Genomic DNA, 25,144 nt, shown 5'->3' on the forward strand with positions numbered 1-25,144 from the left:
CTCAGGACGCGCCCTCCCTGCGCTGACGCGCCGCATCGAAGTCCATGCCGCTGGCGCGATAGACCTCCTGCAAGGCGTTGAGGAGGTGCGGGTCGCGCGTGCTCACCAGCAGCAGTGCTTCGCAAGACCAGAAGACTTCCTGCCGGCCTGCTCCCACGTTGGGATCGTCGCGGCTGCCCAGCATGTCCATCCAGCTGCTGTCGAAGTGGACGTCGGTCTCCTTGTATTCGAGGATGAAGTTGCCGCTGGACGGTCCGGCTTCATCGTCCATCACCCGCAATTCCATCTGCTCTGGCGTGAGGCCGCGTTCGCGCAGGGCGTCGTAGGCGCGCTGCGCGCTGGCCAAGGTGGGGAAAGGGAATGCGGCCACGGTCGGTTCCTGCGTCGTCATCGGATTCTCCTTGGGCTGCTGTTGCGGTGGCGATGCCGGCGCGGTCGGCGCCGCATCCGGCCAATGCGCTAGACCTTGGCCTTCTGGCCCGGGGTGGCCGAGCGCACCAGGAAGTCACGGGTGACTGTGGGCAGGTGATTGAGCATCCAGCTGCTCATGGCTTTTTCCTGTTCCAGGATCTGTTGGCAGATGCGCTCGGTCTCGCTGTCACCGGCTTCACGCGCGGCCGCGATGAGCGAGGTGTAGCAGGCGATTTCCAGATTCTCGAATACGTAGCCGGCGATGGCGCCCTTGACGATTTCGTCGTGCTGGGTCATGCCGCCTGCAGCTTGTGCGAAGGCGGTCATGCGCCCCGCCATGTCCTTGAAGAGAGAGGCGCTGCCGTTGAGCCGCTTGATGCATCCCTCCACCAGTTCCTGCTGGCCGAGGGTTTCCTGCAGGTGTGACTCCAGCCGCGCTTTCAGTTCAGGGTAGTGATCAATGCGGCTGGCTTGGGCCTTGAGCATGTGTTCGGCCTGCTGTTCCATGGCGTGGGCATCCTTGAGCCAGGCCAGCAGGTTTTCGTTGACGTCGGTGGTCATGGCATTCTCCTTGTCGGGTTCCGGGACTGAGGCGGCGCATTGTCTTGGACAAAGCGCCACCTCTGCAGTGCCGGGGTTCAGGGCTTCTTGGCCTTGAGGTTCATGTCCGGATCGGCCGAACCGATCTCGGCGCCGGTCAGCGGTTCGCCATCCTGCGCGGAGGCGGTGCGGGCCGCCATCTGGTCCAGCATGGCCTGCTCTTCGGCGCCGAGTTCCACGCTGGCCTGGCCGTCGCCGCCATCGACCGGAGTCAGTGCATCCGCGCCATCGAGGCGTTCCCACTGCTTGCCGTCATTCCATGGGCCGGTCTGTTCGCCCAGGCCTTGCGAGAGATTGACGTAGACCTTCGAGAAGCGCGGATCGCCAGGCATTTTTCCTGGCGGGAAGTTTGGGCGGATGGAATAAAGCGCTTTTTCAAACGACTTCTGGTGGGCGATCTCGCGCGTCATCAGGAAACCCAGCGCTTCTTTGACGCCCGGATCGTCGGTGAGGTTGATGAGGCGTTCATAAACGATCTTGGCACGCGCCTCGGCGGCGATGTTCGAACGCAGGTCGGCAGTGGGCTCGCCAATGGTGTCGATATAGGCGGCACTCCACGGCACACCGGCCGAGTTCACCAGCGGCGCGCCGGCACCGTAGAGCACTTGGGTGATATGGCTGTCGTTGCCGGCACCGGTGATTTCCTTGTAGAGGATGCCTTCTTCTTCCACGCCTTCGGCCAGCTTGCCCTTGGCGCCCTTGTTGAGCATGACCACGATGTTGCCGATCACTTCCAGATGGCTCAATTCTTCGGTGGCGATGTCGAAGAGCATGTCCTTGCGGCCGGGATCGTCTTCAGCGATGGCCTGGGTGAAATAGCGGCAGGCAGCGGCGAGTTCGCCTTGCGGGCCGCCGAATTGTTCCAGCATCAGGTTGGCCAGCCCGGGATTGGGGCCGGCGACGCGTACCGTGTATTGCAGGCGCTTGTTGTGAGCGAACATGTCGGTCTCCTTGTTGAGGTCGAGGGATTGAACGGGCAAAGATGCTGGACGCAATCGCCTCGCCGCGTGGCGCTGAAGCGATACGTTCAACAGAGCCTTCATGCTAGGAGGCGAGTGCTCAGCCATACCATCGGCGTGAGCGGAAAACATCCGGTGCGCGGTAACGATGAAACGTGTCGGAGATCCTTAGCGCGGCAGCAGGCGCCGTCGGACGACCACAGGTCCGACAATCAGTGTTAGTCCGATGGAGCGCAGGCGCACTCGCCACTAGACTCGGAGGCTTGCATGACCGTGCAAGCTTGATTGCGGTCACTTCCGTTTCGATTTCCTCTCCGCTCACGCAAGGACAACATGCTCAAGAAAGTCGAGCCCTCCGTGACCGCGCTCACGCTGTTGCAGCCGGAGCCGGCCAGCGCCACGGCGATGCCTGCCGAGGCCACTTCCGCTGCTACGGCGGCCCCCGACGCCATGCGGCTGAGCTGGCCAATGGTTGCCGTCGGCGTGGTCCTGCTGGCCGCTGCCATCGGCTGGTGGAGTGCCCAGGATGAGCGTATCTGGCGCGCCTACCTGGGCGGCATGGCGGCCGCTGCAGCCACTGCGGCGGGGACGCTGCCGCTGTTCTTCTCGCGCCGTTTCTCGCCGCGCATGGCCGATTGCTGCACCGGTTTCGGTGCTGGCGTGATGCTGGCCGCCTCCGTCTTTTCGCTCATCCTCCCGGCCTTGCAGAGCCTGGAGCAGGGCGGCAGTGCCAAGCAAATGGCTAGCCTCATCACCGGGGCCAGCGTACTGTGCGGTGCGCTGCTGGTGCTGGCACTGCAGCGTGCCGGGCAGGGCCACGACGAACTGGCACGTCAGGCGGCACTGCGCCGGGTATGGCTTTTCGTGCTGACGGTCGGGTTGCACAACCTGCCGGAAGGACTGGCGGTCGGGGTAGCCTATGGCGGCGTGGCGCCCGAGCAGGCCTCGGTGCTGACCTTCGGCATCGCGCTGCAGGACATCCCGGAAGGCATGATCGTGGCCACCGCCTTGCGCGGCATCGGCTATTCCCGCGCCGACGCCATCGGCTGCGGCATCCTCTCGGGATTGGTGGAACCGTTGGCTGCGGTAGGCGGCGCGGCGCTGGTGTCGCTGTCGGCCGCGATGCTGCCGTGGGCCCTGGGTGGTGCGGCCGGTGCCATGCTCTTCGTGCTGGCCCACGAAGTGATCCCGGATCCGCATCGCCGGCGCGATTCCCTGGCTGCGACGTGCTGCCTCATCATCGGTTTCGTGCTGATGATGGTGATGGATACGGCGCTGTCATGAGGGACAGGACCATGACCCGTCCTGCTCCTGACGAGGATCCGGCCATTGCGCCATCGGCGCTGACCTATGTGGAACTGTGGCGCGGCGCCGAGCTGCTCATCAGGAAGGCGGGCGAAGAGCAGTCCGGTTCGCGCTGGGTGTTCCTCTCGGTGCTGATGCTGCTCTCATTCTGTCTGGAAGCCTATCTCAACCATGCCGGTCCCCTGCTGTTCGGCGCGGCCTGGAATGAAGGACGGCAGGCGCACAGCAACAAGGATGTCAAGGCCAGGCTGCGCCTGGTGTGTGCTGCCTGCGCAGTGAAACTGGAAGCGCCCTACAAATACCGCACCGTCGCGCTGACCCTGCTGGAGCTGCGCGAGAGCCTGGGCCAGGCTACCCAGGTACGGCTGTCGGCGCCCGGTGAAACCACCGCGCGGCGCCCCCTGCCTCCCGACAGCGCATCGGACCCCGCCGAGCTGGCGCTCGATCCGGCATGGAGTCCTTATTGCGAGCGCAACGTGGTGCTGGAGTACCGGACCCAGCTACGTAGCCTGCTGGCCAAGCTGCATGCAGGGTTGCCACAGCAAGGACGCGGCCCGCTGTCGATCTGAACATTTGCCATCCGGCACTGGCCTGCCCAAGGCGACCTTCATTTTTTCTTCACTACAGGAGTCTCCATGTTCAATCCGCTTTCCCGTCCTGCCCTGTTGCGCGCTAGCTACGGCGGCCTGTTGATGCTGGCCATGCATGCGCTGCCGGCCCATGCCGATGAGCCCACCGTGAGCATCCTCGAACCCAAGACCGGCCAGACCGTGACCAGTCCCTTCCGTGTGCGGCTGGCTGCGCATTCCATGACCACGCGCCCGGCCGGCAAGGTGGTGGAAGGGACGGGGCATCACCATCTGCTCATCAATCATGGTGCCGTGGGCAAGGGGGACGTCATTCCAAACGATGACACCCATCTCCATCTGGACAAGGGCGAGACGGAAGTCATGGTCACGCTGCCGCCCGGCAAGTACAAGCTCACGGACCAGTTTGCCGATGGTGAACACCGTTCCTATGGCCACATGATGGCGCACGGCATCAACATCACCGTGAAGTGATCGGCATCCTGCTCTTCCATACGGTACAGGCCGCACCCGAAACCCGGGTGCGGCCTGCATTCCATCCTGGCTGATACTGGCTTGCGAATCAGGCGGCCAGCTGCTGGTTGACCTTCTGCAGCGCCAGCTGGCTGAGCTTTTCGTCGGTAGCCTTTTCTTCCTGCAACGTTTCATCGAGCAGTTTTGCCGCGTCGTCCAGCCCCAGTTGCCTGGCCAGCGCGCACAGGGTGCCGTAGGTGGCAATCTCGTAGTGCTCCACCTTTTGCGCCGCACCGATCAGGGCAGCGTCCAGCACCGGACCTTTTTCGATTTCATCGATCTGCTCGCGGCCTTCTTCCACCAGCCCTTCCATGGCCACGCACTTGATGCGCTTGAGGCGCAGTTCGGCATTTTCCACCAGCCGGTCGATGCGCTCGATCTGGCCCTGGGTTTCCTCCAGATGCTGTTCGAAGGCCTGGCGCAGCTCTGGCGTGGTGGCCGCGCGCGCCAGTCGGGGCAGGGCGCGCGTGAGCTGCTTCTCGGCGCTGTAGACGTCCGAGAGGCTGTGGATGAAAAGATCTTTCAGGGTTTTGACGGTCATGCTGGTCTCCTTGGAACGGGGAAGTGATCACAAAAGAAGCGGATTGCATCGAAGGGAAATGCGCAGCAAAAAAGAGGGCCCCGCAGGGCCCTCTGCCTTCAGCAAGCCACCGCGCTTAGCGGTTGTTGCCCTGGTTGCCACCGCCGTGGCTGTTCTGGCCGCCCTTGCGGCCGGCTTCCCGTGCTTCTTCCGAACTGAACTCGTGCGCGGTGCCCTTTTCGTGAGCGGCCTTGCCGCCCTGGCTGGCGATTTCACGCTGCTTGTTTTCATCCATCGAAGCGAAGCCGCGGTTGCTGGTCGAGCCTTGGTTCTGGTTTGCCATGATGTTTCTCCTTGCGTCATGAGGGGGGTGGAAAAAATCCGCAGGGCTTTGTCTTCCCTACGAGTCTTCATCTTAGGCAGGTGCCCGCCGCCGTGATATCGGCGTGTTCCCCGATGAGGGGGCGGCGCGGACTGTCAGTCTTGCCAGCATCACTGAAGAAGAGTTGCTGCTCTGCCATGCGCTCTTCCGCAGGGGGGCAAGCGAGGACAGCTCATCGTTTTCATCTGCGGATCAGATCAATGACAACCCTGCCATCTACAGCGCAGATAAGTCGACACATGCGATCAGGAACCAACACCGCCCGCGGGACTCCATGGCTTGTTCGAGGCATCGCCTGCACATGGCCGGCGATGCCGGCAAAACCTGGAACCCACCATGAAGAAGAAACAAGCGCTGATCGAGGGAGTGAACCGGCTCAAGGCCTCGCACGAGCAGGCGGCCGCCATCCTGCAGAACATCGTGCATGACGTGGTGCGGGTGAGCAAAGGGGCGGAGGGCTTGCCCGAGCGCCGCGACTTTCGCCGCTATCGCCGTGCCATCAAGGAATTGAAACTGCAGTGCCTGCAGGTGGAAATGGTGCTGGCCGAATTCGACCGTGAAGATTGATCTCTGCCGTTGATCGCTTGAGGCGGATTGATCTGCCGGGGAGATGAATCTGCGCCACCCCGGCAGGGGGATAGGCCGGTCTTTACAGCTGCGGGCTGTTCTCCCGCATGTCCTGCTCCGAATAATTGTCGCCTTCCGGCTTGTTGCGGGAGGCCGGCTTGTCGCTGTCGCCCGGCGCGTACTCCTTGCCGCGGTCGAGCATGTCGCGCTCGTTGGTGCCGCTGCGCGGATTGCCCTCGGTCTGCAGGTCTTGCGGGCCGGACGTGTCGGGGGGATGGGTGTGCTTGTTCAGGGCGTCGGTCATGATGCTCTCCTTGTCCTTGGATGAATGGATTCTGCAGCTGCTCATGGATGCTAATGCCGCACGCACGCCGTGTATGTCGGCCGGCGCCGCCAAAGCGGGCTCCACGCTGCTGACAGGGGCTGCTTCGCGCACGCTCATCAAGCCCCGCTGACGCGTCCGACAGCCTCGCCCCACAGGGTCAGGCGGGGGCCGCTGATGGCGGATCGTCCGTGCTCTCGTTAGGGTGGAAGCTCAGGTCCTTTCCCCCTCAGCCTTTCCAAGGAGAACCGCATGGCCATCGAATCCAAACTGCCCACCCGTGCCAACCCCAGTCCCGGCCAGTCCAGCGGCGACGCCACCAGCCGTGCCGCCCGCAGCGACCACGTGGAAGCGCGCGAAACCAGCACCGACACCGCCAACAAGGAAATCGCCAAGCCCGAGTTCGACATCGTGCAGGACGACGCCCGCGCACCGCGCTGAGTGTGCTCAGCTTTCCGGTACGCAGTTCATTTCATGACGCCCAGACCAGCCCATTCAAGGAGTTCCCATGCGCGCATTGCTCTACCATTCTGCCCATGACGTGCGGGTCGAGACCGTCCCCGACCCCATCATCCAGGAAGCCGATGACATCATCCTCAAGGTCACTGCCACCGCCATCTGCGGCTCCGACCTGCACCTCTATCGCGGCAAGATTCCCGCCACCAAGGCGGGGGACATCCTCGGCCATGAATTCATGGGCGTCGTGGTGGAAGCGGGACCGGGCGTGAAGCGCCTCAAGAAGGGCGACCGCGTGGTGGTGCCCTTCGTCATCGCCTGTGGCCAGTGCTTCTTCTGCGACCAGCATCTCTACGCCGCTTGTGAGACCACCAACCCCGATCGCGGCGCGATCATGAACGGCAAGGGCATCCGCTCGGGGGCCGCCATGTTCGGCTACAGCCATCTGTATGGCGGCATGCCGGGCGGACAGGCCGAGTATGTGCGCGTGCCCAAGGCCGACGTCGGCCCCATCCGCATCGATTCGCCGCTGGCCGATGAGCAGGTGCTGTTCCTGAGCGATATCCTGCCCACCGGTTACCAAGCGGTGAAGAATGCGGGTGTGCGGGAAGGGTCCAGCGTGGCCATTTACGGCGCCGGTCCGGTGGGCCAGATGGCAGCCGCGTGCGCCCGCATGCTGGGTGCGGAAAAGATTTTCATCGTCGATCATCATGACTGCCGGCTGCGTTTCGCAGCCGAGCAATACCATGCGATTCCGATCAATTTCGACCAGACCGATCCGGGCGAAACCATCATCGCCAACACCGCCGGCCGGGGTGTGGATGCGGTGATCGATGCGGTCGGCTTCGAGGCCAAGGGCAGCGTGCTCGAAACCGCGATGACCAACCTCAAGCTCGAAGGCAGCAGCGGCCAGGCACTGCGCCACTGCATCGCTTCGGTCAGGCGCGGCGGCACCGTGAGCGTGCCGGGGGTATATGCCGGCTTCATCCACGGTTTCCTGTTCGGCGACATCTTCGAGAAAGGGCTCACCATCAAGACCGGCCAGACCCATGTGCAGCATTACATGCCGGAGCTGCTGGCCAGCATCGAGGATGGCTGGCTGCGTCCGGAGGCCATCATCACCCACCGCCTGCCCCTGGAGGAGGCCGCCGAGGGTTACCGGATCTTCAATGAAAAACGCGAGGAATGCCGCAAGGTGGTGCTCACGGCCTGAGCTTGAGGGCGTGGTGCTGAAGACAGAAGCGACCGGTGATGCCGGTCGCTTTTTTTTGTCATCACAAAGAAGGGAGGCTCTTCCGTCTCTCGCGGCGACTGATTTTTTGCTCATCTTTCTTTCGGAGCGCCATGCCTCGCGGAGCGCTGGCCGGGCAAGGCTGGAGAGCATTTCACGCGTGCAGTACCGGATTGAGGGAAAAGTGGCGAGTACCGGCTCGCATACTTGTGGTGAAACAGTCACGCCGTGATACAAAAACGACAATGCTGCAAGTTTCATTTTGCTGGTAAGATCTTTGTGTGCGTAAATACTGCAAAATTTATGAAATATATGACCTAAAGTCCGTGATATCTCATAATTATTTGTATATTTTTTATATTTTCGTCATGCACGCCACGGGGAAACCAATGAAGGCCTTGTCAGACATGAAGATCGGCGTGAAGCTGAGCTTGGGGTTCGCCAGTTTGCTGGTAATGATGCTGGTGTTGGTGGCGGTAGCCATGTACGGGATCAATGGCCTGCGCCACTCCATCGAACGTGCCAACGAAGTCCAGAACGAAAGCCTGGCGCCGCTCTACGTGGCCCGCGAGGCGCTGGACCAGACCGGTATCGCGGCGCGCAATGCCTACGTCTTCCTCAGCGACGCCGATGCGCAAACCGAGCTGAAGATCGTCGATGAACAGAAGGCGCTCTATCTCGCCGAGCTGCAAAAGCTGGAATCGCGCCTGGCGGGCAATCCCCATTTCACCCCGGTGCGCACGGGCCTGCTGCAGATGGCCGATGAACTCAAGCGCCCGCGGCAATACCGGGAGAGCGGGGCGATGGAGGCCTATCGCAACTTCCTGGTCAATGACTGCAGTCCCCTGCGCCGCAAGATCGTGGCCGACATCAACCTGCTCATCGGCGACATCGCCGGCCAGAGCACCGAGGCCGGCGTGGCCGCTGAGCATTCGGCCACTGCCGCCTTGCGGCTCATCGCCTTGCTGGCTGCCGTGGCGATCGTCATTGCGGTTGCGGTGGCTTTCACCATCACGCGCGGCCTGCTGCGCCAGCTCGGCGGCGAGCCGGCCTATGCGATGGCCATCGCCCAGCGCATCGCGCATGGCGACCTGGCCGTGGAGGTTGCCACCCGCCGCGGTGACCAGAGCAGCCTGCTGCATGCCCTGCGCATGATGCGCGACAGCCTGGCCGTCATCGTCGGACAGGTGCGCCAGGGGACCGATGCGATCGAACGCGCCTCGTCGGAAATTGCCTCCGGCAATGTCGACCTGTCGGCCCGCACCGAACGCCAGGCCAGTTCGCTCGAAGAAACCGCCAGCGCCATGGAAGAGATCACCTCGGCCGTGCGCCAGAGCGCGGCCAATGCCGCCCAGGCCAATGAGCTGGCGGCCTCGGCCTCGGGTATCGCAGTCAAGGGCGGCCACATGATGGGCGAGGTGGTCGCAACGATGGAAGACATCCATCAATCCTCGGTGAAGATCGTGGACATCATCAGCGTGATCGACGGCATCGCTTTCCAGACCAACATCCTGGCTTTGAACGCGGCCGTCGAAGCGGCGCGCGCCGGCGAGGGCGGCCGCGGCTTCGCGGTGGTGGCCTCGGAAGTGCGCACGCTGGCCCAGCGCAGCGCGGCAGCGGCCAAGGAGATCAAGGAGCTGATCGGCGCCTCGGTGGCCAAGGTTCAGAGCGGCAGCGGCCAGGTCAAGGGCGCAGGGCAGACCATGGAAGAGATCGTGGCCAGCGTGCGCAAGGTGACCGACGTGATTGCAGAAATCAGCCTGTCCAGCCGCGAGCAGAGCGAGGGCATCGAGCAGGTCAACGATGCCATCGGTCACATGGATGAAGCCACCCAGCAGAACTCGGCGCTGGTGGAGCAGGCCGCTGCTGCGGCCGAGGCACTGACCTCGCAGGCCGCCGCGCTGGCGCGGCTGGTCTCGACTTTCAAGCTGGCGCCGTCGGCGCAGGTGATGGGCTGATTCGTGCTGCTGGGACAGAGGGCCGGAGCCGTGGCTGGGAATGGCCCCATGAGGCCCGCGCGCGCAGTAGTGCTGCGCCGGGCTGTCTGCGGGCAGCCCGGGGCGCGGGGCTTACGGCCGGTCCGATTCCAGCAGTTGCAGCGAGAGCATATCGGTGGCCAGGGCCGCCAGCTCCTCGAGTGCCTGCCGTTCGTGGGCGCGCAGGATGCGCGGTTCGGTATCGATGACGCACAGGGAGCCGAAAGCACGGCCCTGGTACATCAGGCGGATGCCGGCATAGAAACGGATGAAGGGCGTGCCCGTGACCATGGGATTGTTGACGAAACGCGGATCCTTGGTGGCGTCGGAGACGGTGAAGATCTCTTCCTGCATCACGGCGTAGTTGCAGAAGGCCCACGAGCGCGGCGTGGAGCTGATGTTCAGGCCATGTGCCGCACGGAAGATCTGCAGCTCCGAGGTCAGGAAGGTGACCAGGGCAATGGGGACGTCCAGCAATTCGCTGGCGAGCCATGTCAGGCGATGAAAGCGGGCCTCGGAATGTGTGTCTTCCATTGTCTGTTCAACGAAGCGGGCACGTTCGGCTTCATTCGCGCTGACCGGATAAGGCACTTCGATCTGGGGCACGACGGGGCCGGCCGTGGGCTCGGGTTGTTTCACTTCACGATGGCCGAGCAAGGTCATGACCGAACTCAGCCGGGTGCGCCGGTGGCCACCCGGGGCCTTCCAGGAGGCCAGCATGCCGCTCTCCATCCACATCTGGGCGGTGGTGATCGACACGCCCAGCAGCCGGGCTGCTTCCCGCGAGGTCATCGCCGGGTCGCTGGGGGGTGTTTGGTTGTCATCAGAGGGTACTGCGCGACCCATTTGATTGATCCTTGTAAAAGTATAACTGCGCGCGGACAAATTTTTATATTTCACATATTTAATATTTTAAAGATGGCAGAAATGCAACGAAAGTCAGCATTTTTAATATCTTTCACTTTTCGTTAGCGCTGCTCTGTGCAAAATATGAAATAGGCAGATATCCGTACGGTAGCGAGGGGAGCTTACGCCATCCTTGTTGTCGATGGCTTCTCGTGCTGCGGGAAGTGGGCATCGTTGTGTTGAAGGTATTGGCGTTTGTACCAAGCGGGCATTGTAGTGCCCATTGCGAAATGATGTCGGACAAGTGCCGCTGTTCTGACGGGAAGCTGACTTGGGTCAAGCCGCAAGGCCTGATGCGTCGCAGAAAACCGGGCACGGCGGCGGTCGGGCAAGCAACACCAGGGAAGCCATGGGCAAGCGAGAAAAAGTGGCGACGCCTTCTCATCAAATGAAAATTTGTGTCGCCGGCAAGACCTACGTCGTCGAGAGCCGCCCGCTGGGCGCGGCCCACGAGCAACGCAGGTACGCCTACCGGGTCTGGTGCGATGGCGCATTGGTGAAGGATTGGACCGAGGGCAACATGGCCGACTTTTTCGGCCTGCTGCCTGAGGCTGGCAAGGAATAGAACGCAACTGCTCCGGCGCATCGGCGCGCCGGATCGCTGTCCCGCCTTCTCATCCCCCCGAGAAGGCGTTAGCCCCGCTTCGCAAGAAGCGGGGCTTTTTTTTACCTGCTCGCAGCGCAGGGATGGATCGTGTATGAGTCAATCTCATTGATTGATGAGATCAAATCATTTTTATTCATGGATCGTCCGTCATAGAATTCGGCCAGAACATTGACCGCAAAGGGCGCCGACACATCATGAGCAACGATTTCTCATTCGCCATCAAGAGCATCTGTTTCGACGAGGACTACCGTCCCGCCGACAACACGCGCATCACCACCAACTTCGCCAACCTGGCCCGAGGTGCCGAGCGCCAGGCAAACCTGCGCAACACCTTCCGCATGATCAACAACCGCTTCAATGCGCTGGCGCACTGGGACAATCCCAAGGCCGACCGCTACGCCGTGGAGCTGGAGATCATTTCGGTGGAGATGGGCATCGAGGGCCAGGACACCGCACAGGCCCTGCCGCTCATCGAGGTACTCAAGACCCGCATCCTCGATCGCCAGACCGGCGAGCGCATCGAGGGGATCGTGGGCAACAATTTCTCTTCGTACGTACGCGATTACGATTTCAGCGTGGTACTGCTGGAACACACCCGGCAGCAATCGGGCTTCAGCGTGCCCCCCCATTTCGGCGAGCTGCATGGCAATCTGTTCAAGCGTTTTGTGGCCTCGGACGCCTACCGTGCGCACTTCAGCAAGCCGCCCGTGATCTGCCTGAGCGTGGCCAGCAGCAAGATTTACCACCGTACCGGCAATGTCCATCCGGTGCTGGGTGCGGAGTATCTCCAGAATGAAAGCTCGCTCACCGATGCCTACTTCGCCAAGATGGGGCTGACGGTGCGCTACTTCATGCCGCCCGACAGTGCCGCACCGCTGGCCTTTTACTTCAGCGGCGACCTGTTGCGCGACTACACGAACCTGGAGTTGATCAGCACCATCAGCACGATGGAGACTTTCCAGAAAATTTATCGTCCGGAGATCTACAACGCCAATTCTGCTGCCGGTAAAACTTACCAGCCCAGCCTGCAGAACGAGGACTATTCCACCACGCGCATCGTCTATGACCGCGAGGAACGCAGCCGCCTGGCGGTCCAGCAGGGACGCTTCGCCGAAGAACATTTCATCAAGCCGTACCGCGCCGTTCTTGAGCAGTGGTCGGCCGCTGGTGCCCACTGAATTTTTACCCCACAAGGTTCTCCACCGTGAAAAAACTTTTGCCTACCTCCACCGCCGGCAGCCTGCCGAAACCCGCCTGGCTGGCCGAGCCTGAAAAACTCTGGTCGCCCTGGAAGCTGCAAGGCGAGGAGCTGTACGATGCCAAGCGCGATGCGCTGCGCCTGTCGTTGCAGGAGCAGCAGCATGCCGGCATCGATATCGTCAGTGATGGCGAGCAGACGCGTCAGCATTTCGTGACCACCTTCATCGAGCATCTCGACGGCGTGGATTTTGCCAGGCGCGAGACGGTGCGCATCCGCAACCGCTATGACGCCAGCGTGCCCACGGTGGTGGGAGCGGTGTCGCGCCAGAAGCCGGTGTTCGTGGAGGATGCGCGCTTCCTGCGCAGCCAGACCGATCAGCCGATCAAGTGGGCGCTGCCCGGCCCCATGACCATGATCGACACGCTCTACGACAGCCACTACAAGAGCCGCGAGAAACTGGCCTGGGAGTTTGCCGTGATCCTCAACCAGGAGGCACGCGAGCTGGAGGCGGCGGGCGTGGACATCATCCAGTTCGATGAGCCGGCCTTCAATGTCTTCTTCGACGAGGTCAACGACTGGGGTGTGGCCACGCTGGAGCGTGCCATCGAGGGACTCAAGTGCGAGACCGCCGTGCACATCTGCTATGGCTACGGCATCAAGGCCAACACCGACTGGAAGAAGACGCTGGGTTCCGAGTGGCGCCAGTATGAGGAGACGTTCCCGAAGCTGCAGGCATCCAACATCGATATCGTCTCGCTGGAATGCCACAACGCGCGCGTGCCCATGGACCTCATCGAACTCATCCGCGGCAAGAAGGTGATGGTCGGTGCCATCGACGTGGCCAATCACGCCATCGAGACGCCCGAGGAAGTGGCAGCGACCTTGCGCCGGGCTTTGCAGTTCGTGGCGGCGGACCAGCTCTATCCGAGTACCAATTGCGGGATGGCGCCGCTGCCGCGTGAAGTGGCGCGGGGCAAGCTCAATGCCTTGAGTGCGGGGGCGGAGATTGTGCGGCGTGAGTTGCAGGGATAGTTGCAGGGATAGTTGCAACGTGAACCTTACCTGCTGAAAGCAAAATGACCACCTGAAGCGGTGGTCATTGTTTTCGATGGTGTGCCTTGCTGCGCGGTGTTCCGCGCGGTATCAACCAGAAGAGTGTCTGCGAGGAAGGCACGCGTCGTTCAGCGGGAGGCGTCCGCATCCCTCACCAGCCTGATCCCGACCAGGGTGTAGCGCGTAGTGGTGGTATTCCAGTTACGGTATGCACATCGCGCATACAGCGCCCAGGTATGCCAGGAGCCCCCGCGCCGCACTTTGGTTTCACCGTTGGCCGGCCCCTGCGGGTCAGCCGCTGTCGAGCGTGCGTAGGTGTCTTCGCCATACCAGTCTGCGGTCCACTCCCATGCATTGCCTACCATGTCGTGCAGCCCGAAGGCGTTTGGCGGGAAACTGCCGACCGGGGAGGTGAAGGCGAAACCATCATGGCCCTTGAGCGCATGGCCCGCCAGGCGCGGCCAATTGGGCGCTGCGTCGGCATCGAAGGTATTGGCGATGAAGCTGAGGCCCTCGGGATCATCGCCATTGGGATAGCGCGTGGTAGTGCCTGCGCGGCAGGCGTATTCCCATTCGGCTTCCGTGGGCAGACGATAGTGCGCCTTCTCTTTTTCGCTCAGCCATGCGGCCAGGGCTTGTGCATCATTCCAGGTGACGTTGAGCACCGGGTGGTCGTCGCCCTGGGGAAAGCCGGGATTCTTCCAGCTGTATTGCGGGTTGCGACCCTCGAAGGCGTCTTTGCGCTCGTTCTTCTCAGGGTCATAGGCGGGGTTGTAGCCATAGCCACCCGTCTGGTCGCGGATGGATTCGGGAACATAGCCGACTGCGCCACGAATCTGGCGAACTGGCCAACGGTGACCAGGTGCTTGCCGAGATAAAAGGGACGGCTGATGCGCACCTTGTGTCGCGGCCGCTCATCGTCGAGATCGCGCAGGCGGCGCTCTTCAAAATCCGGATAGGCTTGTTTGAGCGACGCGAGGGATTCATCGGTGCCCATCATGAATTCTCCCGCCGGGATCAGGACCAATTGCATGCCGATGGCGTTTTCCATCGTCGCCGGTAGTGGCGGGTTTTCTCCGGCGAACGCGGAGTGGACGGTCACGCAAAACAATATCGCCAGCAAGCTGATGGTGCCGTGTTTCAAGTCATCCCCCCGATGTCGGCTGCTGCTTCCCTGTTGATGTTGCAACGAGATTTTCAGATTCGTTGCCGCCCGCGCCAGTCCCCCTGGATGGCAATCGATTCTATCGCAAACGACATGGTTGGCAGCCACGGGGGGAATGTTTTGCGCAAGGCGGAGAACCTGGGGCATTCCTGCAACGATCGTTGCCAGGGGATGGCCTGTGGGGCCGTCCAATCATTGCGCGGCGCGCAAAGGCCTTTGCGATATTGACCGTATTCTCACCCCAAGATAATGCCGTCATAGTGGGCCCCTTCCAGCAGCGGACCCACATCATGACCAAGCCATCTCTTCCGGTAGCAGGCAGTTCCTTCTCCCGTCCCCGTGCCATTGTCATCGGCGGCTCCCTTGGCGGGCTTTTCGCCGCCAGTACCTTGCGGCATATCGGTTGGGACGTTGATATCTATGAACGCTCCGAGAGCGACCTGGACAGTCGCGGCGGAGGTATCGTGCTCCAGCCTGAGGTTGTGGAAGTCTTCAAACGCATCGGCGTGAACATCGAGACCGCTGCCTTGGGTGTTCGTTCCACCAACAGAATTGTGTTGCAACCGGATGGTGCGGTTCGGGTCAAGCGTTATGCTCCCCAGGTTCAAACCTCCTGGTCATTCATCTACGTGACCCTGAAGACGGCCTTTGGACTTGCGCATTATCATCAAGGAAAAGTTCTCTCCCACGTCGAGCAGGATGAGAATTCAAGCAAGGTGACAGCGGTATTCACGGACGGCACGAAAGAAACGGGTGATCTGTTGGTGGGGGCCGATGGCGGCGATTCGACCGTGCGCCGCCAGTTCTGGCCAGACGAGATCCCCGTCTATGCAGGATATGTCGCCTGGCGAGGTTTGATTCCTGAGCTATCGATGCCGGAGACGACGCGTGAATTTCTGCACGGGGATTTCGGATTTGCCAATAACACCGGGTCCCACATTCTCGGATACCTCGTTCCAGGGGAAGGCAACAGCGTATGGCCCGGACACAGACTGTACAACTGGGTGTGGTACCGGGTCGTCAGCGCCGGTACGCTGGCCGATGTCATGACCGATAGAGAGGGCAGGCGGCGAGCATATTCAGTGCCTGAGGGAAAGCTTTCGCCGAAGTGGACGCAGCATTTGATGAAAGAGGCCGGGGTCCTGCTCCCGCCGGCATTCGCAAAGGCTGTCCAGGTCACCAGAGAGCCGTTTGTCCAGGCCATTCGCGATTTGGCAGTGCGCAAGATGGTTGCAGGGCGAGTGGTGCTGCTGGGCGATGCCGCATCCCTGCCGCGGCCGCACACTGCTGCAAGCACGCTCAAGGCAGCCGCCAACGCATTGAGCCTGGCTGACCAATTGCAAGCTGCGCCCACGGACATCGATGCCGCGCTGGGAAAATGGGAAGTGCCGCAGGTTGAATTTGGCCAACAGCTACGCCGCCAAGGCATAGAGGCTGGAAACCTGCTCCTGTTTCATCATCCCTGACGCCTTCCCCCTGATCAGGAAACAGAAAGCTCGCGCATGCGGGCTTTCTGCTCTTCCACGCCGACTGCGGGCCGCGCCTGCTTGGCGTTAGAATATTGCAAACAGGCATGCAGACAGGCTGACGCCTGCGCTGCTCCTGCTTGAATGCATTGAATTTCAAACCATGACGACGCCTCAACTATGGACAGGTTCTCCGAGCTGAAAGCTTTTTCCGTTGTTGCGAGCACAGGGGGCTTCTCTGCGGCAGCACGCAATCTGGGCATGGCACCTTCCTCAGTGGTTCGCCTGATCGATGCGTTGGAAGCGCGCATAGGAACCAAGCTGGTCAATCGCTCAACGCGCACGGTGACGCTGACAGATAGCGGACGTCTCTATTTCGATAACGTAGTGAGCCTCTTGGAGCAGATAGAAGAGGCCGAGAATTCAACCTCGCATCAGGGCGTTCCACAGGGGCGACTCAAAATCTCTGCGCCAGTCACCTTTGGCACCACTTACCTTGCGCCGGCGCTGTTCGAATTGCAAAGTACGTACCCGAAATTATCGGTCCATCTGCACTTGAGCGACGGCATCAGCGACTTGGCGGAAGAATCCATCGATATCGCCATTCGCATAGGGGATCCGCGTCACTACGCCAATCTCACTGCCCGCCGCCTTGCCGGCCACCGACGCATACTTTGCGCCAGTCCGGCGTATTTCGCTGCGGCTGGAGAGCTGATCAGGCCGGACCAGTTGCAACAACATGATTGCTTGATGTTTGCCTACGGTGCTCAGCAGCAGCAATGGCGATTCGTCCACAAAGATGATCCCATGGCCGATCCGGAAGTGGTGGACGTCAAGGGCTCTCTGACGGTCAACAATTCCGCGCTCCTGCGGCAGGCTTGTCTGTCAGGGCAGGGTATTGCGCTGCTCCCGGACTGGTTGGTGATGCGGGATGTGGAGCAGGGGAGTCTGGTGTGGGCTCTTCAGAACTATGAGGCCAACCCCGGGGCGATGGAGGTGGGTATCTATGCCATGTATCAGCCCAATCGAGACGAAGCCATGAAGGTTCAGGCTTTCATCTCCGTGTTGAAGAAGGTCCTCGACGGCGCGCTGCCAACGATGCAATAGCCGCCGCGGGCAATTCGGATCAACGGGTCGCCAAGGCCATGTTGTGCGCAAGAGTTCGCTCCATTCGCATCTTGATCTTGCGCACACCAGACGATGCCGGTGCGGCTTCACTGAATTCATCGAGTTGGAATCGGCTGACCATGTCGGCCAAGGAAGACGCCTGATCTCGCAGACTCGCCGCTGCTGCGGCCGCCTCTTCAACCAGTGCAGCATTCTGCTGAGTCACTGAGTCCATCTCCGTGACGGCCGTGTTGATGTGGTGGATTCCGGTCTTCTGTTCGTTGGACGAATTGCTGATGGCCGACATCATTGCGGCGACCTCATTGACGCTCTGGACGACGTCGTTGATGGTGTTCCCGGCCTCGTCAACGATTTTTGTACCCGCCTCAATGTTGGTAGATGACTCATCGATCAGTCCTTTTATCTCTCTGGCAGCGGCAGCGCTACGCTGTGCCAGGACGCGCACTTCCGAGGCGACTACGGCGAATCCTCGTCCCTGCTCACCGGCTCGGGCGGCCTCTACCGCAGCATTGAGTGCCAATATGTTGGTCTGAAATGCGATGCCATCAATGGAAGAGATGATGGCTTCGATTCGTGTCGCGCTGGCGTTGATTGCGTGCATCGTTCCATGGACTTTTTGCATCGCCTCTCCTCCGCGCCGTGCAATGTCTGCGGCCGTGACTGCCAGAGAATTCGCGTCCAGTGCATGCTGAGCATTCTGCGACACCGTTTGCGTGAGTTGTTCCATGGAGGCTGCGGTCTCCTCAAGGGAACTGGCCTGTGTCTCTGTTCTCGACGAGAGGTCCATATTCCCTGTTGCGATTTGCGATGAGGCCGCGGCAATGGTGTCCGTGCTTTTCCTGACGGCGGCAATCATCTTCGCCAAACTGCTTTGCATTACCGACATGGCATAAAGGAGGCTGCTGGAATCTCCGTCACGGAGCAATACTTTTTGACTGAGATCTTGCTCGGCAATTTTCATGGCTACCGCCACCGCATATTCGGGACTGCCGCCCAGTGCCTTGTTGAGGCTGCGATTGACCGCAATGATGATCGCCGACAGCAGCAGACTGACGATGGCCATGATGCCGGCAGTCCTCTTGAGCGATGAGTAGAACGCTTCCTCAATATCATCGACATAAAGACCCGCTACCAACGCCCAGCCCCACGGTTTGAAGCTGACGATGCGGCTCAGTTTTGCCGAGGCGCTGTCTTTTCCAGGGCGGACCCAAAGGTATCGCATGAAGCCCTCGCCAGATGGGGAGCCCGCCATGCGGGCGACCTCCTGGAAGACCGGAAAACCGGCAGGGTCCTTGAATCCGCTCATGTCTTTTCCGTCATTTTGGGGCGCGCCAGGGTTTTGGATGGCAGTTGCATCCATGCCCAGGATGGCGACGTAGCCGTCTTCGCCATAGCGGATGTCATTCAACACCGATTTTGCCCGCAGCTTTGCCTCTTCGAGGGTCATCTTGCCTGCCCCGGCATCTCGTGCGAATCCTTCGACGATTTTCAGTGCTGCCTGGTCGACGTTGGCAAGATCGGCCTGGCGCTCTTCATAGCGCAGTGTCCTTGTTTCGAAAATGTTGACTACCGAGATGGCGCAGATGCAGGTGAGGCTGGCCACCAGTGGAAGCCAGAGTTTTCGTTGAAAGGTAAGCAAGGCCATGATGACTCCCGGAAAAATTGAATTGACAGAGTGAGCCGGTCTCATCGAGCAGAGCGGCTGTGAATGTTCAAGCGATGCAAAGACGCTTGTGGGCCACCGTAGTTGCAAGTGTCTGTTGGCGCGCGAGCAGATCGGCTGCTTCTGTCACGGACATCCCTTTGCCGAAATAGAAGCCCTGAGCCTGGTCGCAGCCGTGATTCCTCAAGAAATCCAGCTGAACGCGATCCTCTACGCCCTCTGCCACGATGTTCCTGTTCATTGCATGCGCCATCGCGATGACTGCCTTGACGATTTCAGCATCGTCGCAATCACTCGAGATATCTCTGATGAAGCTGCGGTCGATCTTGAGCGTATGGATGGGGAATCGTTTGAGATAGCTGAGACTTGAGAAGCCGGTGCCGAAGTCATCCATGGCCAGCCTCACCCCCTTCGCACTGAGCGCATGCAGGATGATGACGGTGGATTCCGGAGAGTCCATGATGACGCTCTCGGTAATCTCCAGAACCAGGCATTGCGCAGGGCATCCTGTGGATGCCAGAACGCGGGTCACGGTCTCTGCCATGTCCGCTTGCCTGAACTGTACGGCGGAGAGGTTGACCGACATTTTGATCTCTTGCGGGCACAAGCCCTCCTGCTGCCAGGCGACGAGTTGACGGCACGCTGTGTCGAGCACCCACTCGCCAATCGGAACGATCAGCCCGGTCTCTTCGGCCAGCGCGATGAATTTGTCGGCGATATCACCTGCTCACCTGGGGGCTGCCAACGAATCAGCGCTTCGAAGCCGATGATCTGGCCATTGGCGATATTGACTTGCGGTTGATACACCAGATGGAACTCCCGCCGTTCGAGTGCGCGGCGCAGTGATGTTTCCATGCGCAGGAAGTGCAACGCATCCTGGCTCATCTCATTGACGTAGAAGGTGTAACGACGCTTTCCCCCCTTTTTTGCCTGGTACATGGCAGTGTCGGCGTTCTTCAGCAGGGTGATGCCGTCGGCGCCATCGCGGTCGTACATGCTGATTCCGATACTGCCGCTCAAGAAGAGCTCGTGGCCGCTCAGAAGCATGGGCTCGCAGATGGCAAAGAGAATCTTGTCGGCAATGACGCCAATGTGTTGCTGCTGTCCGGCGTCCACCAGCAGAACAACGAATTCGTCGCCCCCCAGCCGCGCTACCGTGTCGCCTGCGCGTACGGAGTGTTGCAACCGGTGCGCTACTTCGACAATGACCTGGTCACCTACGTCATGACCGAGGCTGTCGTTGATGGTCTTGAAACGATCCAGGTCAATGAACAATACTGCCAAGCTATGGCGTGTGCGCTTTGCGTGATGGATTGCCGTGGCCAGGCGGTCCATCATCAGTGCCCGGTTTGGCAGGCCAGTCAGAACATCGTGACTGGCCAGATGCCGCATCATCGATTCCGCTGTCTTTCGTTCAGTGATGTCTTCTATGGCCGCAATGAAGTGGATATCACCATGGCTTTCTCGCATCGACGACACCGTCACCTGTCCCCATATGTGCTGGCCATCTTTCCGGATATAGCGCTTTTCGCTGACGTAGTCCTGAATTTCTCCCGCCAGGATGCGCTGTGTCATCCGGTCGTGGTCGCAGCGCTGAGCCGGGTCGGCGAGGTCACACAGGTTCATCGCCTGCATTTCCTGTGCGTCGTAGCCCAGGACACGCTGCAGTTTCTGATTGCTGCGCAGGATTCGGCCTGCGGCGTCGAAGTGCACGAGGCCTACCGCCGCCTGGTGGAAGGACAGTCGAAACCGCTCTTCGCTGTCGGCAAGCGCTGCTTTTGCTTCGAGTACTCTGGAGATGTCGTGTGCGACCAGCAGCAGCAGGTACTCGTCGCCGTTGTCGAAGCGCGATAGGCCGAACTGATAGTGGCCGCAGCGCTCCCGTCCGTCTTCGCCGACCAGATTGATACCCTGGTGCGGGATGCCGGTGCCGATGACATCGCTGGCTGCGCTATACAGCGCCGGGACGTTGAACAAGCTGCTCAGGGGAACGCCCTCCGCATCCTCGTCCGAGCTTAAGCCCAGGATGCGCCGCATGACTGGATTGGCGGCACGGATCCGGCACTGTGCGTCCATGACCAGCAGGCCGTTGGGGGTGTAGCTGAAGATGTGCTCGGAATAGTTTCGATAACGGTCGAGCAGGCGTCTCTCAGCGCAGAGGTGAGCGTCCAGAATTTTTGCGGCGTCATGAAATGCATGCGTCAGCAGCGCATTCAGGAATTCGATCGGGCTGCTGTTCTCGCGCATCAGTTTCTTTCCGATGCCGGGCAGGAGTGCTTGCAGGTAGCCGCGGAAATCATCGTTTTTTGCGAGCGCAAGTTGCGGGTGCAGGTGATCGAATTGTTGAAGCGCGATCTGCAGGCTCTCCAGAGAATTGCGCTGCGACGATGTTGCTGCAGCAGACGCCTCGGTCTTTCCACTGGCCGGAACAGGTTTGGAGTTCGTCCTGCCAAGCTTGCGCAGCAACGGTCTTGCCCGTGGCCAGCGCAGCTTGCTCGCCACGTTGGGGCCGCTGCCAGAGGCACTTGCGTAAGCTGGTCGATCTAGCGTGATGTGGGCTGGCAGGAGCCAGCGTACAGTTCGATTCATCGATTCATCTCCAGCAAGGTGGAAAGAGCATGTGTGCTGCGATGCCTGGTATCAGGCCAATGCCGGATAATCCGTATAGCCTATTTCGTCACCACCGTAGAAAGTGAAGGGATCTGGTTCGTTGAATGGTCCCCCTTGGGCGATACGGGCGACGAGGTCCGGGTTGGCGATGAATTGGCGACCGAACGCGGCCATGTCTGCTTTGCCCGATACGATGAGTTGCTCGGCCTCTTCAAACGATAGCCCGGCGTTGGCGATGAGCATGCCGGCGAAATTGGGCCTGATGATCTCGAGCATGCGGCTCATATCCTTGTTGCCACCCCATGCGTTGGTATCGGCGGCGTGGATATAGCCGATGCCGTATCCATCGAGCATCTTGGTGACGTATGCGTAGGTGGCGTAGGTATCAGCGTCAACGGCATTGTTGTAAAGCGCGAACGGGGAGAGGCGCACGCCGATCTGTGTCGCAGGCATTTCCTTGAGCACAGCCTCGATGACCAGTCGCAGGAAGCGAGCGCGGTTGTCGAGACTGCCTCCGAATTCGTCGTCGCGGCGGTTGACGTGTGACGACAGGAATTGTTGGGGTAAATAGCCATTGGCTGCGTGGATCTCGACACCGTCCATGCCAGCTTCCAATGCGTTTTTTGCCCCTGTGCGGAACTCATTGTTGATTTGCATTGAAAACTGACCCACTTTCCCAGGAAATTTGCATCCAAAGTTGACCCATGTTTAGACCACAATCCTGCTCATGACAGCGAGCGGGAGAACGGAGTGATAGACGTGGCCCTACTTGGAATTATTCGACGCTGGTACATCAGAGACCGCATCTCAATTCGGGAAATCGCCCGCAGGCTCGACATATCCCGCAACACAGTTCGCCGCTACATCCGATCCGATGTCAGCGAACCTGCTTATCCAGCAAGGCGTTCGCCAAGCTCGCTCGATGACTTCACCGCCAGGCTCTCCGCTTGGCTCAGCGCAGAGGCGGTCAAATCTCGGAAGCAAAGAAGGACCCTGAAACAGATGTTCCTGGACTTAAGAGAGCTGGGATACGAGGGGTCGTATGACCGGGTGGCTGCCTTCAGCAGGCAATGGAAGGTGGGTCAAATGGAGAGGGTCAAATCTGCGAGCAAATCAACAACCAAGAGCAAAAGCCACCAGAGAAGGTGGCTTTTGCTCTTGGAACACTTATTTTGCGACAAAGAAATCAGCAGGGTCTCAAACTCTTTTACAGACTTTGCGCATTCAAACAGACTTTATTGTTAATTATCACCTCATCGTCACCAGCTGGTCTCCCTCTCCGCCGTAGAAGAAATCTTGTGAATGGCCAGATCGGCCCCTTCAAATTCCTGCTCCGGATCCAGCCGTATCCCCACCGCCTTCTTCAGCACGCCATAGACGATCCATCCACCCGCTGCCGCAATGGCGATCCCCATGACGCTGCCGATGAGCTGCGACATGAACGACACGCCGCCACGTCCACCCAGCGCCTGCAAGCCGAAGATGCCCGCCGCCAGCCCGCCCCACAGGCCGCACAAGCCATGCAGCGGCCACACGCCCAGCACATCGTCGATCTTCCACTTGTTCTGGGTGCGGGTGAACATCCACACGAAAATCGCCCCCGCAATGCCACCGGTGACCAGCGCACCCAGCGGATGCATCAGATCCGAGCCCGCGCACACCGCCACCAGGCCGGCCAGCGGGCCGTTGTAGGCGAAGCCGGGATCGTTGCGGCCCATCAGCAGCGCTACCAGCGTGCCGCCGGCCATGGCCATGAGCGAATTCATGGCGACCAGGCCATTCATCTTGTCCAGGGTCTGCGCGCTCATCACGTTGAAGCCGAACCAGCCCACCGTCAGGATCCACGCACCCAACGCCAGGAAAGGAATGTTGGACGGCGGATGCGCCGCCACCGCGCCTTCCTTGCTGTAGCGGCCACGGCGTGCGCCCAGCAGCAGGACTGCCGGCAGCGCGATCCAGCCACCCACGGCATGGACCACGATGGAACCGGCGAAGTCATGGAACTCCGCACCGAAGGTGGCCGCCAGCCAGGCTTGCACGCCCAGGTGCTGGTTCCACGCGATGCCCTCGAAGAAGGGATAGACCAGGCCCACCAGTACGGCCGTGGCAATCAGCTGCGGATTGAATTTGGAGCGCTCGGCAATGCCGCCGGAGATGATCGCCGGGATGGCCGCCGCAAAGGTGAGCAGGAAGAAAAATTTCACCAGCTCGAAGCCGCTGCGCTCGGCCAGCGTCTCGGCGCCGGCAAAGAAAGTCACGCCGTAAGCCACGTAATAGCCGATGAAGAAATAGACGATGGTCGACACCGCAAAGTCGGCCAGGATCTTCACCAGGGCATTGACCTGGTTCTTCTTGCGCACCGTCCCCAGTTCCAGGAAGGCAAAGCCGGCATGCATGGCCAGGATCATGATCGCCCCCAGCAAAATGAAGAGGGCGTCTGCGCCGTTTTTGTGATCGTCCACCAGAAAATCTCCCAAAAAGTGTGCAAGGAAATGCGTGAAAGCCACGACTAAAGCAATTTCCGTTCCATTTTGGTGAAAAATTCGCAGCACTTTGATTTGAAACGACTTTTTCAGTGCGTCGGGACAATGTCAAGCGCCGATATGCACGAACTCCGTGCATATCGGCGCCGGATGGCGGAGGTGGGCTGCATTTTGGTGCGTCGGCTGCCAGGCCCAGTCTGCCCATCGTCGCTTATGGCTGCTTCGGCTTGGTCAGCGCGTCGATGAAGCTCGCGATCTGCAACGCCACCGCCTCCGGGTCTTCCAGTGGCGACAAGTGGCCCACGCCCGGCAGGATGTGCAGGGCGGCCTGGGGAATGCGCGGCAAAAGCTCTGCCTGCAGCGTCGCGATCCGGTCCACCTGGTCGTGCTCGCCCGAGATGACCAGCGTCGGGACTTCGATGGCGGCGACGTCGGCCGAGATGTCCTCGGCCATCGCCACGTTGGGCCAGGCCAGCTTGGCCTGGGGCGCAGCCTGCAGGCTGTCCTCGATGGCCTGTGCCCGGCGGGCCGCCGTCAGGGGTTTGGCGGTGAGCACATGGTCGAGCACGAACTCCACCGATTCGCGCGTCTGGTATGCGCCCGCCAGCACGGCGCGCTGTTCTTCGGGCAACAGCATGGGCGAGGGCGGGGACGGCGCGACCAGGATCAGCCCTTCGAGCCCGTGCGGCCGGCGCGAGGCCATCAGCTGTGCCACCTTGCCACCCATGGAGTGGCCGACCAGGACATAGCGCTGCAGTCCCAGGGCGGCAATGACTCCCTCGGCATCGGCGGCCAGGTCGGCAATCCGGTAGCCCTCGGCCGGCGCATCAGAACGGCCCCAGCCGCGATGGTCGGTGGCGACGATGCGGCATCGCTGCGCCAGTGGCGCCGCTACCGCATCCCAGGTCCGCGACGAGCCGCCGTAGTAATGCAGGAACACCAGCGCCAGTTCGCCGCTGCCCTGCTGGGCTACGTGGATGCGCGTTCCGTTGGTTTCGATATGCATGTGTCTGCTCCTTTGTGATGGGGGAGA

26 protein-coding genes and 2 pseudogenes are annotated in these 25,144 nt (G+C 60.8%); 14 read left to right on the forward strand and 14 right to left on the reverse strand.

The genetic code is table 11. From position 1 onward, the window contains the following. Position 1: 1 nt before the first annotated feature. The 3 genes from ACLRDN_RS02875 to ACLRDN_RS02885 form a co-directional block, all read right to left on the reverse strand. Entirely contained in the window at positions 2–391 is a 390-nt protein-coding gene (locus ACLRDN_RS02875; RefSeq protein ID WP_413458893.1) for a hypothetical protein, read from the reverse strand. Between the two features lie 68 nt (positions 392–459). Next, the gene (locus tag ACLRDN_RS02880; RefSeq protein ID WP_413458894.1) at positions 460–972 is read right to left on the reverse strand and encodes a ferritin-like domain-containing protein; all 513 of its coding nucleotides are present in this window, start codon (positions 970–972) and stop codon (positions 460–462) included. Between the two features lie 77 nt (positions 973–1,049). Next, complete coding sequence (locus tag ACLRDN_RS02885) at positions 1,050–1,952, reverse strand: manganese catalase family protein (protein ID WP_413458895.1); 903 nt, start codon at positions 1,950–1,952, stop codon at positions 1,050–1,052. Positions 1,953–2,375: 423 nt separating this feature from the next. Between ACLRDN_RS02885 and ACLRDN_RS02890 the strand changes: the two genes are divergently transcribed. The 3 genes from ACLRDN_RS02890 (at position 2,376) to ACLRDN_RS02900 (ending at position 4,336) form a co-directional block, all read left to right on the forward strand. Next, complete coding sequence (locus ACLRDN_RS02890; RefSeq protein WP_413460335.1) at positions 2,376–3,254, forward strand: ZIP family metal transporter; 879 nt, start codon at positions 2,376–2,378, stop codon at positions 3,252–3,254. A gap of 11 nt (positions 3,255–3,265) precedes the next feature. Further along, the gene (locus ACLRDN_RS02895; protein WP_413458896.1) at positions 3,266–3,844 is read left to right on the forward strand and encodes a hypothetical protein; all 579 of its coding nucleotides are present in this window, start codon (positions 3,266–3,268) and stop codon (positions 3,842–3,844) included. A 66-nt stretch (positions 3,845–3,910) separates the two neighbouring features. Then, positions 3,911–4,336: a DUF4399 domain-containing protein gene (locus ACLRDN_RS02900; RefSeq protein WP_413458897.1), complete on the forward strand. Its 426-nt coding sequence runs from the start codon at positions 3,911–3,913 to the stop codon at positions 4,334–4,336. 88 nt (positions 4,337–4,424) lie between these two features. Here ACLRDN_RS02900 and ACLRDN_RS02905 read toward each other — a convergent pair whose 3' ends face one another. Further along, entirely contained in the window at positions 4,425–4,916 is a 492-nt protein-coding gene (locus ACLRDN_RS02905; protein WP_413458898.1) for a ferritin-like domain-containing protein, read from the reverse strand. A 115-nt stretch (positions 4,917–5,031) separates the two neighbouring features. Then, positions 5,032–5,238, reverse strand: coding sequence for a KGG domain-containing protein (locus ACLRDN_RS02910; RefSeq protein WP_145606995.1), 207 nt, complete (start codon positions 5,236–5,238; stop codon positions 5,032–5,034). Between the two features lie 375 nt (positions 5,239–5,613). Here ACLRDN_RS02910 and ACLRDN_RS02915 point away from each other — a divergent pair, with 375 nt between their 5' ends. Further along, positions 5,614–5,844, forward strand: coding sequence for a hypothetical protein (locus ACLRDN_RS02915; RefSeq protein WP_145606999.1), 231 nt, complete (start codon positions 5,614–5,616; stop codon positions 5,842–5,844). A gap of 82 nt (positions 5,845–5,926) precedes the next feature. Here ACLRDN_RS02915 and ACLRDN_RS02920 read toward each other — a convergent pair whose 3' ends face one another. Further along, the gene (locus tag ACLRDN_RS02920) at positions 5,927–6,148 is read right to left on the reverse strand and encodes a hypothetical protein (RefSeq protein WP_413458899.1); all 222 of its coding nucleotides are present in this window, start codon (positions 6,146–6,148) and stop codon (positions 5,927–5,929) included. On the opposite strand from ACLRDN_RS02920, the gene ACLRDN_RS02925 reads away from it, so the two are divergent. The 4 genes from ACLRDN_RS02925 (at position 6,147) to ACLRDN_RS02940 (ending at position 9,811) form a co-directional block, all read left to right on the forward strand. Then, the gene (locus tag ACLRDN_RS02925; RefSeq protein ID WP_413458900.1) at positions 6,147–6,299 is read left to right on the forward strand and encodes a hypothetical protein; all 153 of its coding nucleotides are present in this window, start codon (positions 6,147–6,149) and stop codon (positions 6,297–6,299) included. The genes ACLRDN_RS02920 and ACLRDN_RS02925 overlap by 2 nt on opposite strands. 119 nt (positions 6,300–6,418) lie before the next feature. Next, positions 6,419–6,607 (forward strand): hypothetical protein, encoded by a 189-nt coding sequence (locus ACLRDN_RS02930; RefSeq protein WP_413458901.1) that lies wholly within the window; start codon positions 6,419–6,421, stop codon positions 6,605–6,607. A gap of 67 nt (positions 6,608–6,674) precedes the next feature. Then, a complete protein-coding gene (locus tag ACLRDN_RS02935; RefSeq protein WP_413458902.1) occupies positions 6,675–7,835 on the forward strand; it encodes a zinc-dependent alcohol dehydrogenase in 1,161 nt (386 codons plus the stop codon). Between the two features lie 407 nt (positions 7,836–8,242). Next, the gene (locus ACLRDN_RS02940; protein ID WP_413458903.1) at positions 8,243–9,811 is read left to right on the forward strand and encodes a methyl-accepting chemotaxis protein; all 1,569 of its coding nucleotides are present in this window, start codon (positions 8,243–8,245) and stop codon (positions 9,809–9,811) included. Between the two features lie 111 nt (positions 9,812–9,922). Here the strand turns inward: ACLRDN_RS02940 and ACLRDN_RS02945 are convergent, their stop codons facing one another. Beyond that, on the reverse strand, positions 9,923–10,675 hold the full coding sequence (locus tag ACLRDN_RS02945; protein ID WP_413458904.1) for a GAF domain-containing protein: 753 nt from the start codon (positions 10,673–10,675) through the stop codon (positions 9,923–9,925). 409 nt (positions 10,676–11,084) lie between these two features. On the opposite strand from ACLRDN_RS02945, the gene ACLRDN_RS02950 reads away from it, so the two are divergent. From ACLRDN_RS02950 to ACLRDN_RS02960, 3 genes are all read left to right on the forward strand, one after another. After that, positions 11,085–11,300 carry a hypothetical protein gene (locus ACLRDN_RS02950; RefSeq protein WP_413458905.1) on the forward strand — a complete coding sequence of 72 codons (216 nt, stop codon included), beginning with the start codon at positions 11,085–11,087 and terminating at the stop codon, positions 11,298–11,300. 236 nt (positions 11,301–11,536) lie between these two features. After that, entirely contained in the window at positions 11,537–12,520 is a 984-nt protein-coding gene (locus ACLRDN_RS02955; RefSeq protein WP_413458906.1) for a DUF1852 domain-containing protein, read from the forward strand. Positions 12,521–12,546: 26 nt separating this feature from the next. Next, positions 12,547–13,575 carry a methionine synthase gene (locus tag ACLRDN_RS02960; protein WP_413458907.1) on the forward strand — a complete coding sequence of 343 codons (1,029 nt, stop codon included), beginning with the start codon at positions 12,547–12,549 and terminating at the stop codon, positions 13,573–13,575. Positions 13,576–13,724: 149 nt separating this feature from the next. Here the strand turns inward: ACLRDN_RS02960 and ACLRDN_RS02965 are convergent. Beyond that, positions 13,725–14,647: pseudogene (locus ACLRDN_RS02965) on the reverse strand (formylglycine-generating enzyme family protein). 404 nt (positions 14,648–15,051) lie between these two features. On the opposite strand from ACLRDN_RS02965, the gene ACLRDN_RS02970 reads away from it, so the two are divergent. Continuing rightward, positions 15,052–16,227 carry an FAD binding domain-containing protein gene (locus tag ACLRDN_RS02970; protein ID WP_413458908.1) on the forward strand — a complete coding sequence of 392 codons (1,176 nt, stop codon included), beginning with the start codon at positions 15,052–15,054 and terminating at the stop codon, positions 16,225–16,227. Positions 16,228–16,241: 14 nt separating this feature from the next. Here the strand turns inward: ACLRDN_RS02970 and ACLRDN_RS02975 are convergent, their stop codons facing one another. Next, positions 16,242–16,490, reverse strand: a complete 249-nt coding sequence (locus ACLRDN_RS02975; RefSeq protein WP_413460456.1) for a hypothetical protein — start codon at positions 16,488–16,490, stop codon at positions 16,242–16,244. Between ACLRDN_RS02975 and ACLRDN_RS02980 the strand changes: the two genes are divergently transcribed. Continuing rightward, the gene (locus ACLRDN_RS02980; RefSeq protein WP_413458909.1) at positions 16,408–17,334 is read left to right on the forward strand and encodes a LysR family transcriptional regulator; all 927 of its coding nucleotides are present in this window, start codon (positions 16,408–16,410) and stop codon (positions 17,332–17,334) included. The two genes, ACLRDN_RS02975 and ACLRDN_RS02980, sit on opposite strands and share 83 nt — an antisense overlap. A 19-nt stretch (positions 17,335–17,353) precedes the next feature. Here ACLRDN_RS02980 and ACLRDN_RS02985 read toward each other — a convergent pair whose 3' ends face one another. The 3 genes and pseudogenes from ACLRDN_RS02985 to ACLRDN_RS02995 form a co-directional block, all read right to left on the reverse strand. Continuing rightward, positions 17,354–19,000, reverse strand: coding sequence for a methyl-accepting chemotaxis protein (locus ACLRDN_RS02985; protein WP_413458910.1), 1,647 nt, complete (start codon positions 18,998–19,000; stop codon positions 17,354–17,356). A 67-nt stretch (positions 19,001–19,067) separates the two neighbouring features. Then, positions 19,068–21,607, reverse strand: a pseudogene (locus ACLRDN_RS02990) (putative bifunctional diguanylate cyclase/phosphodiesterase). Positions 21,608–21,658: 51 nt separating this feature from the next. Then, a complete protein-coding gene (locus tag ACLRDN_RS02995; RefSeq protein ID WP_413458911.1) occupies positions 21,659–22,285 on the reverse strand; it encodes a hypothetical protein in 627 nt (208 codons plus the stop codon). A 102-nt stretch (positions 22,286–22,387) separates the two neighbouring features. Here ACLRDN_RS02995 and ACLRDN_RS03000 point away from each other — a divergent pair, with 102 nt between their 5' ends. Next, a complete protein-coding gene (locus tag ACLRDN_RS03000; RefSeq protein WP_413460336.1) occupies positions 22,388–22,873 on the forward strand; it encodes a winged helix-turn-helix transcriptional regulator in 486 nt (161 codons plus the stop codon). A 14-nt stretch (positions 22,874–22,887) separates the two neighbouring features. Here the strand turns inward: ACLRDN_RS03000 and ACLRDN_RS03005 are convergent, their stop codons facing one another. Further along, positions 22,888–24,090, reverse strand: coding sequence for an ammonium transporter (locus ACLRDN_RS03005; RefSeq protein WP_413458912.1), 1,203 nt, complete (start codon positions 24,088–24,090; stop codon positions 22,888–22,890). Positions 24,091–24,322: 232 nt separating this feature from the next. Beyond that, complete coding sequence (locus tag ACLRDN_RS03010; protein WP_413458913.1) at positions 24,323–25,117, reverse strand: alpha/beta fold hydrolase; 795 nt, start codon at positions 25,115–25,117, stop codon at positions 24,323–24,325. Between the last annotated feature and the right edge of the window lie 27 nt (positions 25,118–25,144).

It is taken from the genome of Herbaspirillum huttiense (assembly GCF_047300815.1).
Taxonomy (GTDB): domain Bacteria; phylum Pseudomonadota; class Gammaproteobacteria; order Burkholderiales; family Burkholderiaceae_D; genus Herbaspirillum; species Herbaspirillum huttiense_A.

Excerpts from the sequence above, each read along its gene's own strand:
- ACLRDN_RS02885 (WP_413458895.1), bottom strand. The coding sequence starts at position 1,952 with ATGTTCGCTCACAACAAGCGCCTGCAATACACGGTACGCGTCGCCGGC.
- ACLRDN_RS02935 (WP_413458902.1), top strand. The coding sequence starts at position 6,675 with ATGCGCGCATTGCTCTACCATTCTGCCCATGACGTGCGGGTCGAGACC.
- ACLRDN_RS02890 (WP_413460335.1), top strand. The coding sequence starts at position 2,376 with ATGCCTGCCGAGGCCACTTCCGCTGCTACGGCGGCCCCCGACGCCATG.
- ACLRDN_RS02980 (WP_413458909.1), top strand. The coding sequence starts at position 16,408 with ATGGACAGGTTCTCCGAGCTGAAAGCTTTTTCCGTTGTTGCGAGCACA.
- ACLRDN_RS02930 (WP_413458901.1), top strand. The coding sequence starts at position 6,419 with ATGGCCATCGAATCCAAACTGCCCACCCGTGCCAACCCCAGTCCCGGC.
- ACLRDN_RS02920 (WP_413458899.1), bottom strand. The coding sequence starts at position 6,148 with ATGACCGACGCCCTGAACAAGCACACCCATCCCCCCGACACGTCCGGC.
- ACLRDN_RS02925 (WP_413458900.1), top strand. The coding sequence starts at position 6,147 with ATGATGCTCTCCTTGTCCTTGGATGAATGGATTCTGCAGCTGCTCATG.
- ACLRDN_RS03010 (WP_413458913.1), bottom strand. The coding sequence starts at position 25,117 with ATGCATATCGAAACCAACGGAACGCGCATCCACGTAGCCCAGCAGGGC.
- ACLRDN_RS02905 (WP_413458898.1), bottom strand. The coding sequence starts at position 4,916 with ATGACCGTCAAAACCCTGAAAGATCTTTTCATCCACAGCCTCTCGGAC.
- ACLRDN_RS02970 (WP_413458908.1), top strand. The coding sequence starts at position 15,052 with ATGACCAAGCCATCTCTTCCGGTAGCAGGCAGTTCCTTCTCCCGTCCC.
- ACLRDN_RS02945 (WP_413458904.1), bottom strand. The coding sequence starts at position 10,675 with ATGGGTCGCGCAGTACCCTCTGATGACAACCAAACACCCCCCAGCGAC.
- ACLRDN_RS02950 (WP_413458905.1), top strand. The coding sequence starts at position 11,085 with ATGGGCAAGCGAGAAAAAGTGGCGACGCCTTCTCATCAAATGAAAATT.
- ACLRDN_RS02915 (WP_145606999.1), top strand. The coding sequence starts at position 5,614 with ATGAAGAAGAAACAAGCGCTGATCGAGGGAGTGAACCGGCTCAAGGCC.
- ACLRDN_RS02955 (WP_413458906.1), top strand. The coding sequence starts at position 11,537 with ATGAGCAACGATTTCTCATTCGCCATCAAGAGCATCTGTTTCGACGAG.
- ACLRDN_RS02985 (WP_413458910.1), bottom strand. The coding sequence starts at position 19,000 with ATGGCCTTGCTTACCTTTCAACGAAAACTCTGGCTTCCACTGGTGGCC.
- ACLRDN_RS02895 (WP_413458896.1), top strand. The coding sequence starts at position 3,266 with ATGACCCGTCCTGCTCCTGACGAGGATCCGGCCATTGCGCCATCGGCG.
- ACLRDN_RS02975 (WP_413460456.1), bottom strand. The coding sequence starts at position 16,490 with ATGCCCAGATTGCGTGCTGCCGCAGAGAAGCCCCCTGTGCTCGCAACA.
- ACLRDN_RS02940 (WP_413458903.1), top strand. The coding sequence starts at position 8,243 with ATGAAGGCCTTGTCAGACATGAAGATCGGCGTGAAGCTGAGCTTGGGG.
- ACLRDN_RS02880 (WP_413458894.1), bottom strand. The coding sequence starts at position 972 with ATGACCACCGACGTCAACGAAAACCTGCTGGCCTGGCTCAAGGATGCC.
- ACLRDN_RS02910 (WP_145606995.1), bottom strand. The coding sequence starts at position 5,238 with ATGGCAAACCAGAACCAAGGCTCGACCAGCAACCGCGGCTTCGCTTCG.
- ACLRDN_RS02875 (WP_413458893.1), bottom strand. The coding sequence starts at position 391 with ATGACGACGCAGGAACCGACCGTGGCCGCATTCCCTTTCCCCACCTTG.
- ACLRDN_RS02995 (WP_413458911.1), bottom strand. The coding sequence starts at position 22,285 with ATGCAAATCAACAATGAGTTCCGCACAGGGGCAAAAAACGCATTGGAA.
- ACLRDN_RS02900 (WP_413458897.1), top strand. The coding sequence starts at position 3,911 with ATGTTCAATCCGCTTTCCCGTCCTGCCCTGTTGCGCGCTAGCTACGGC.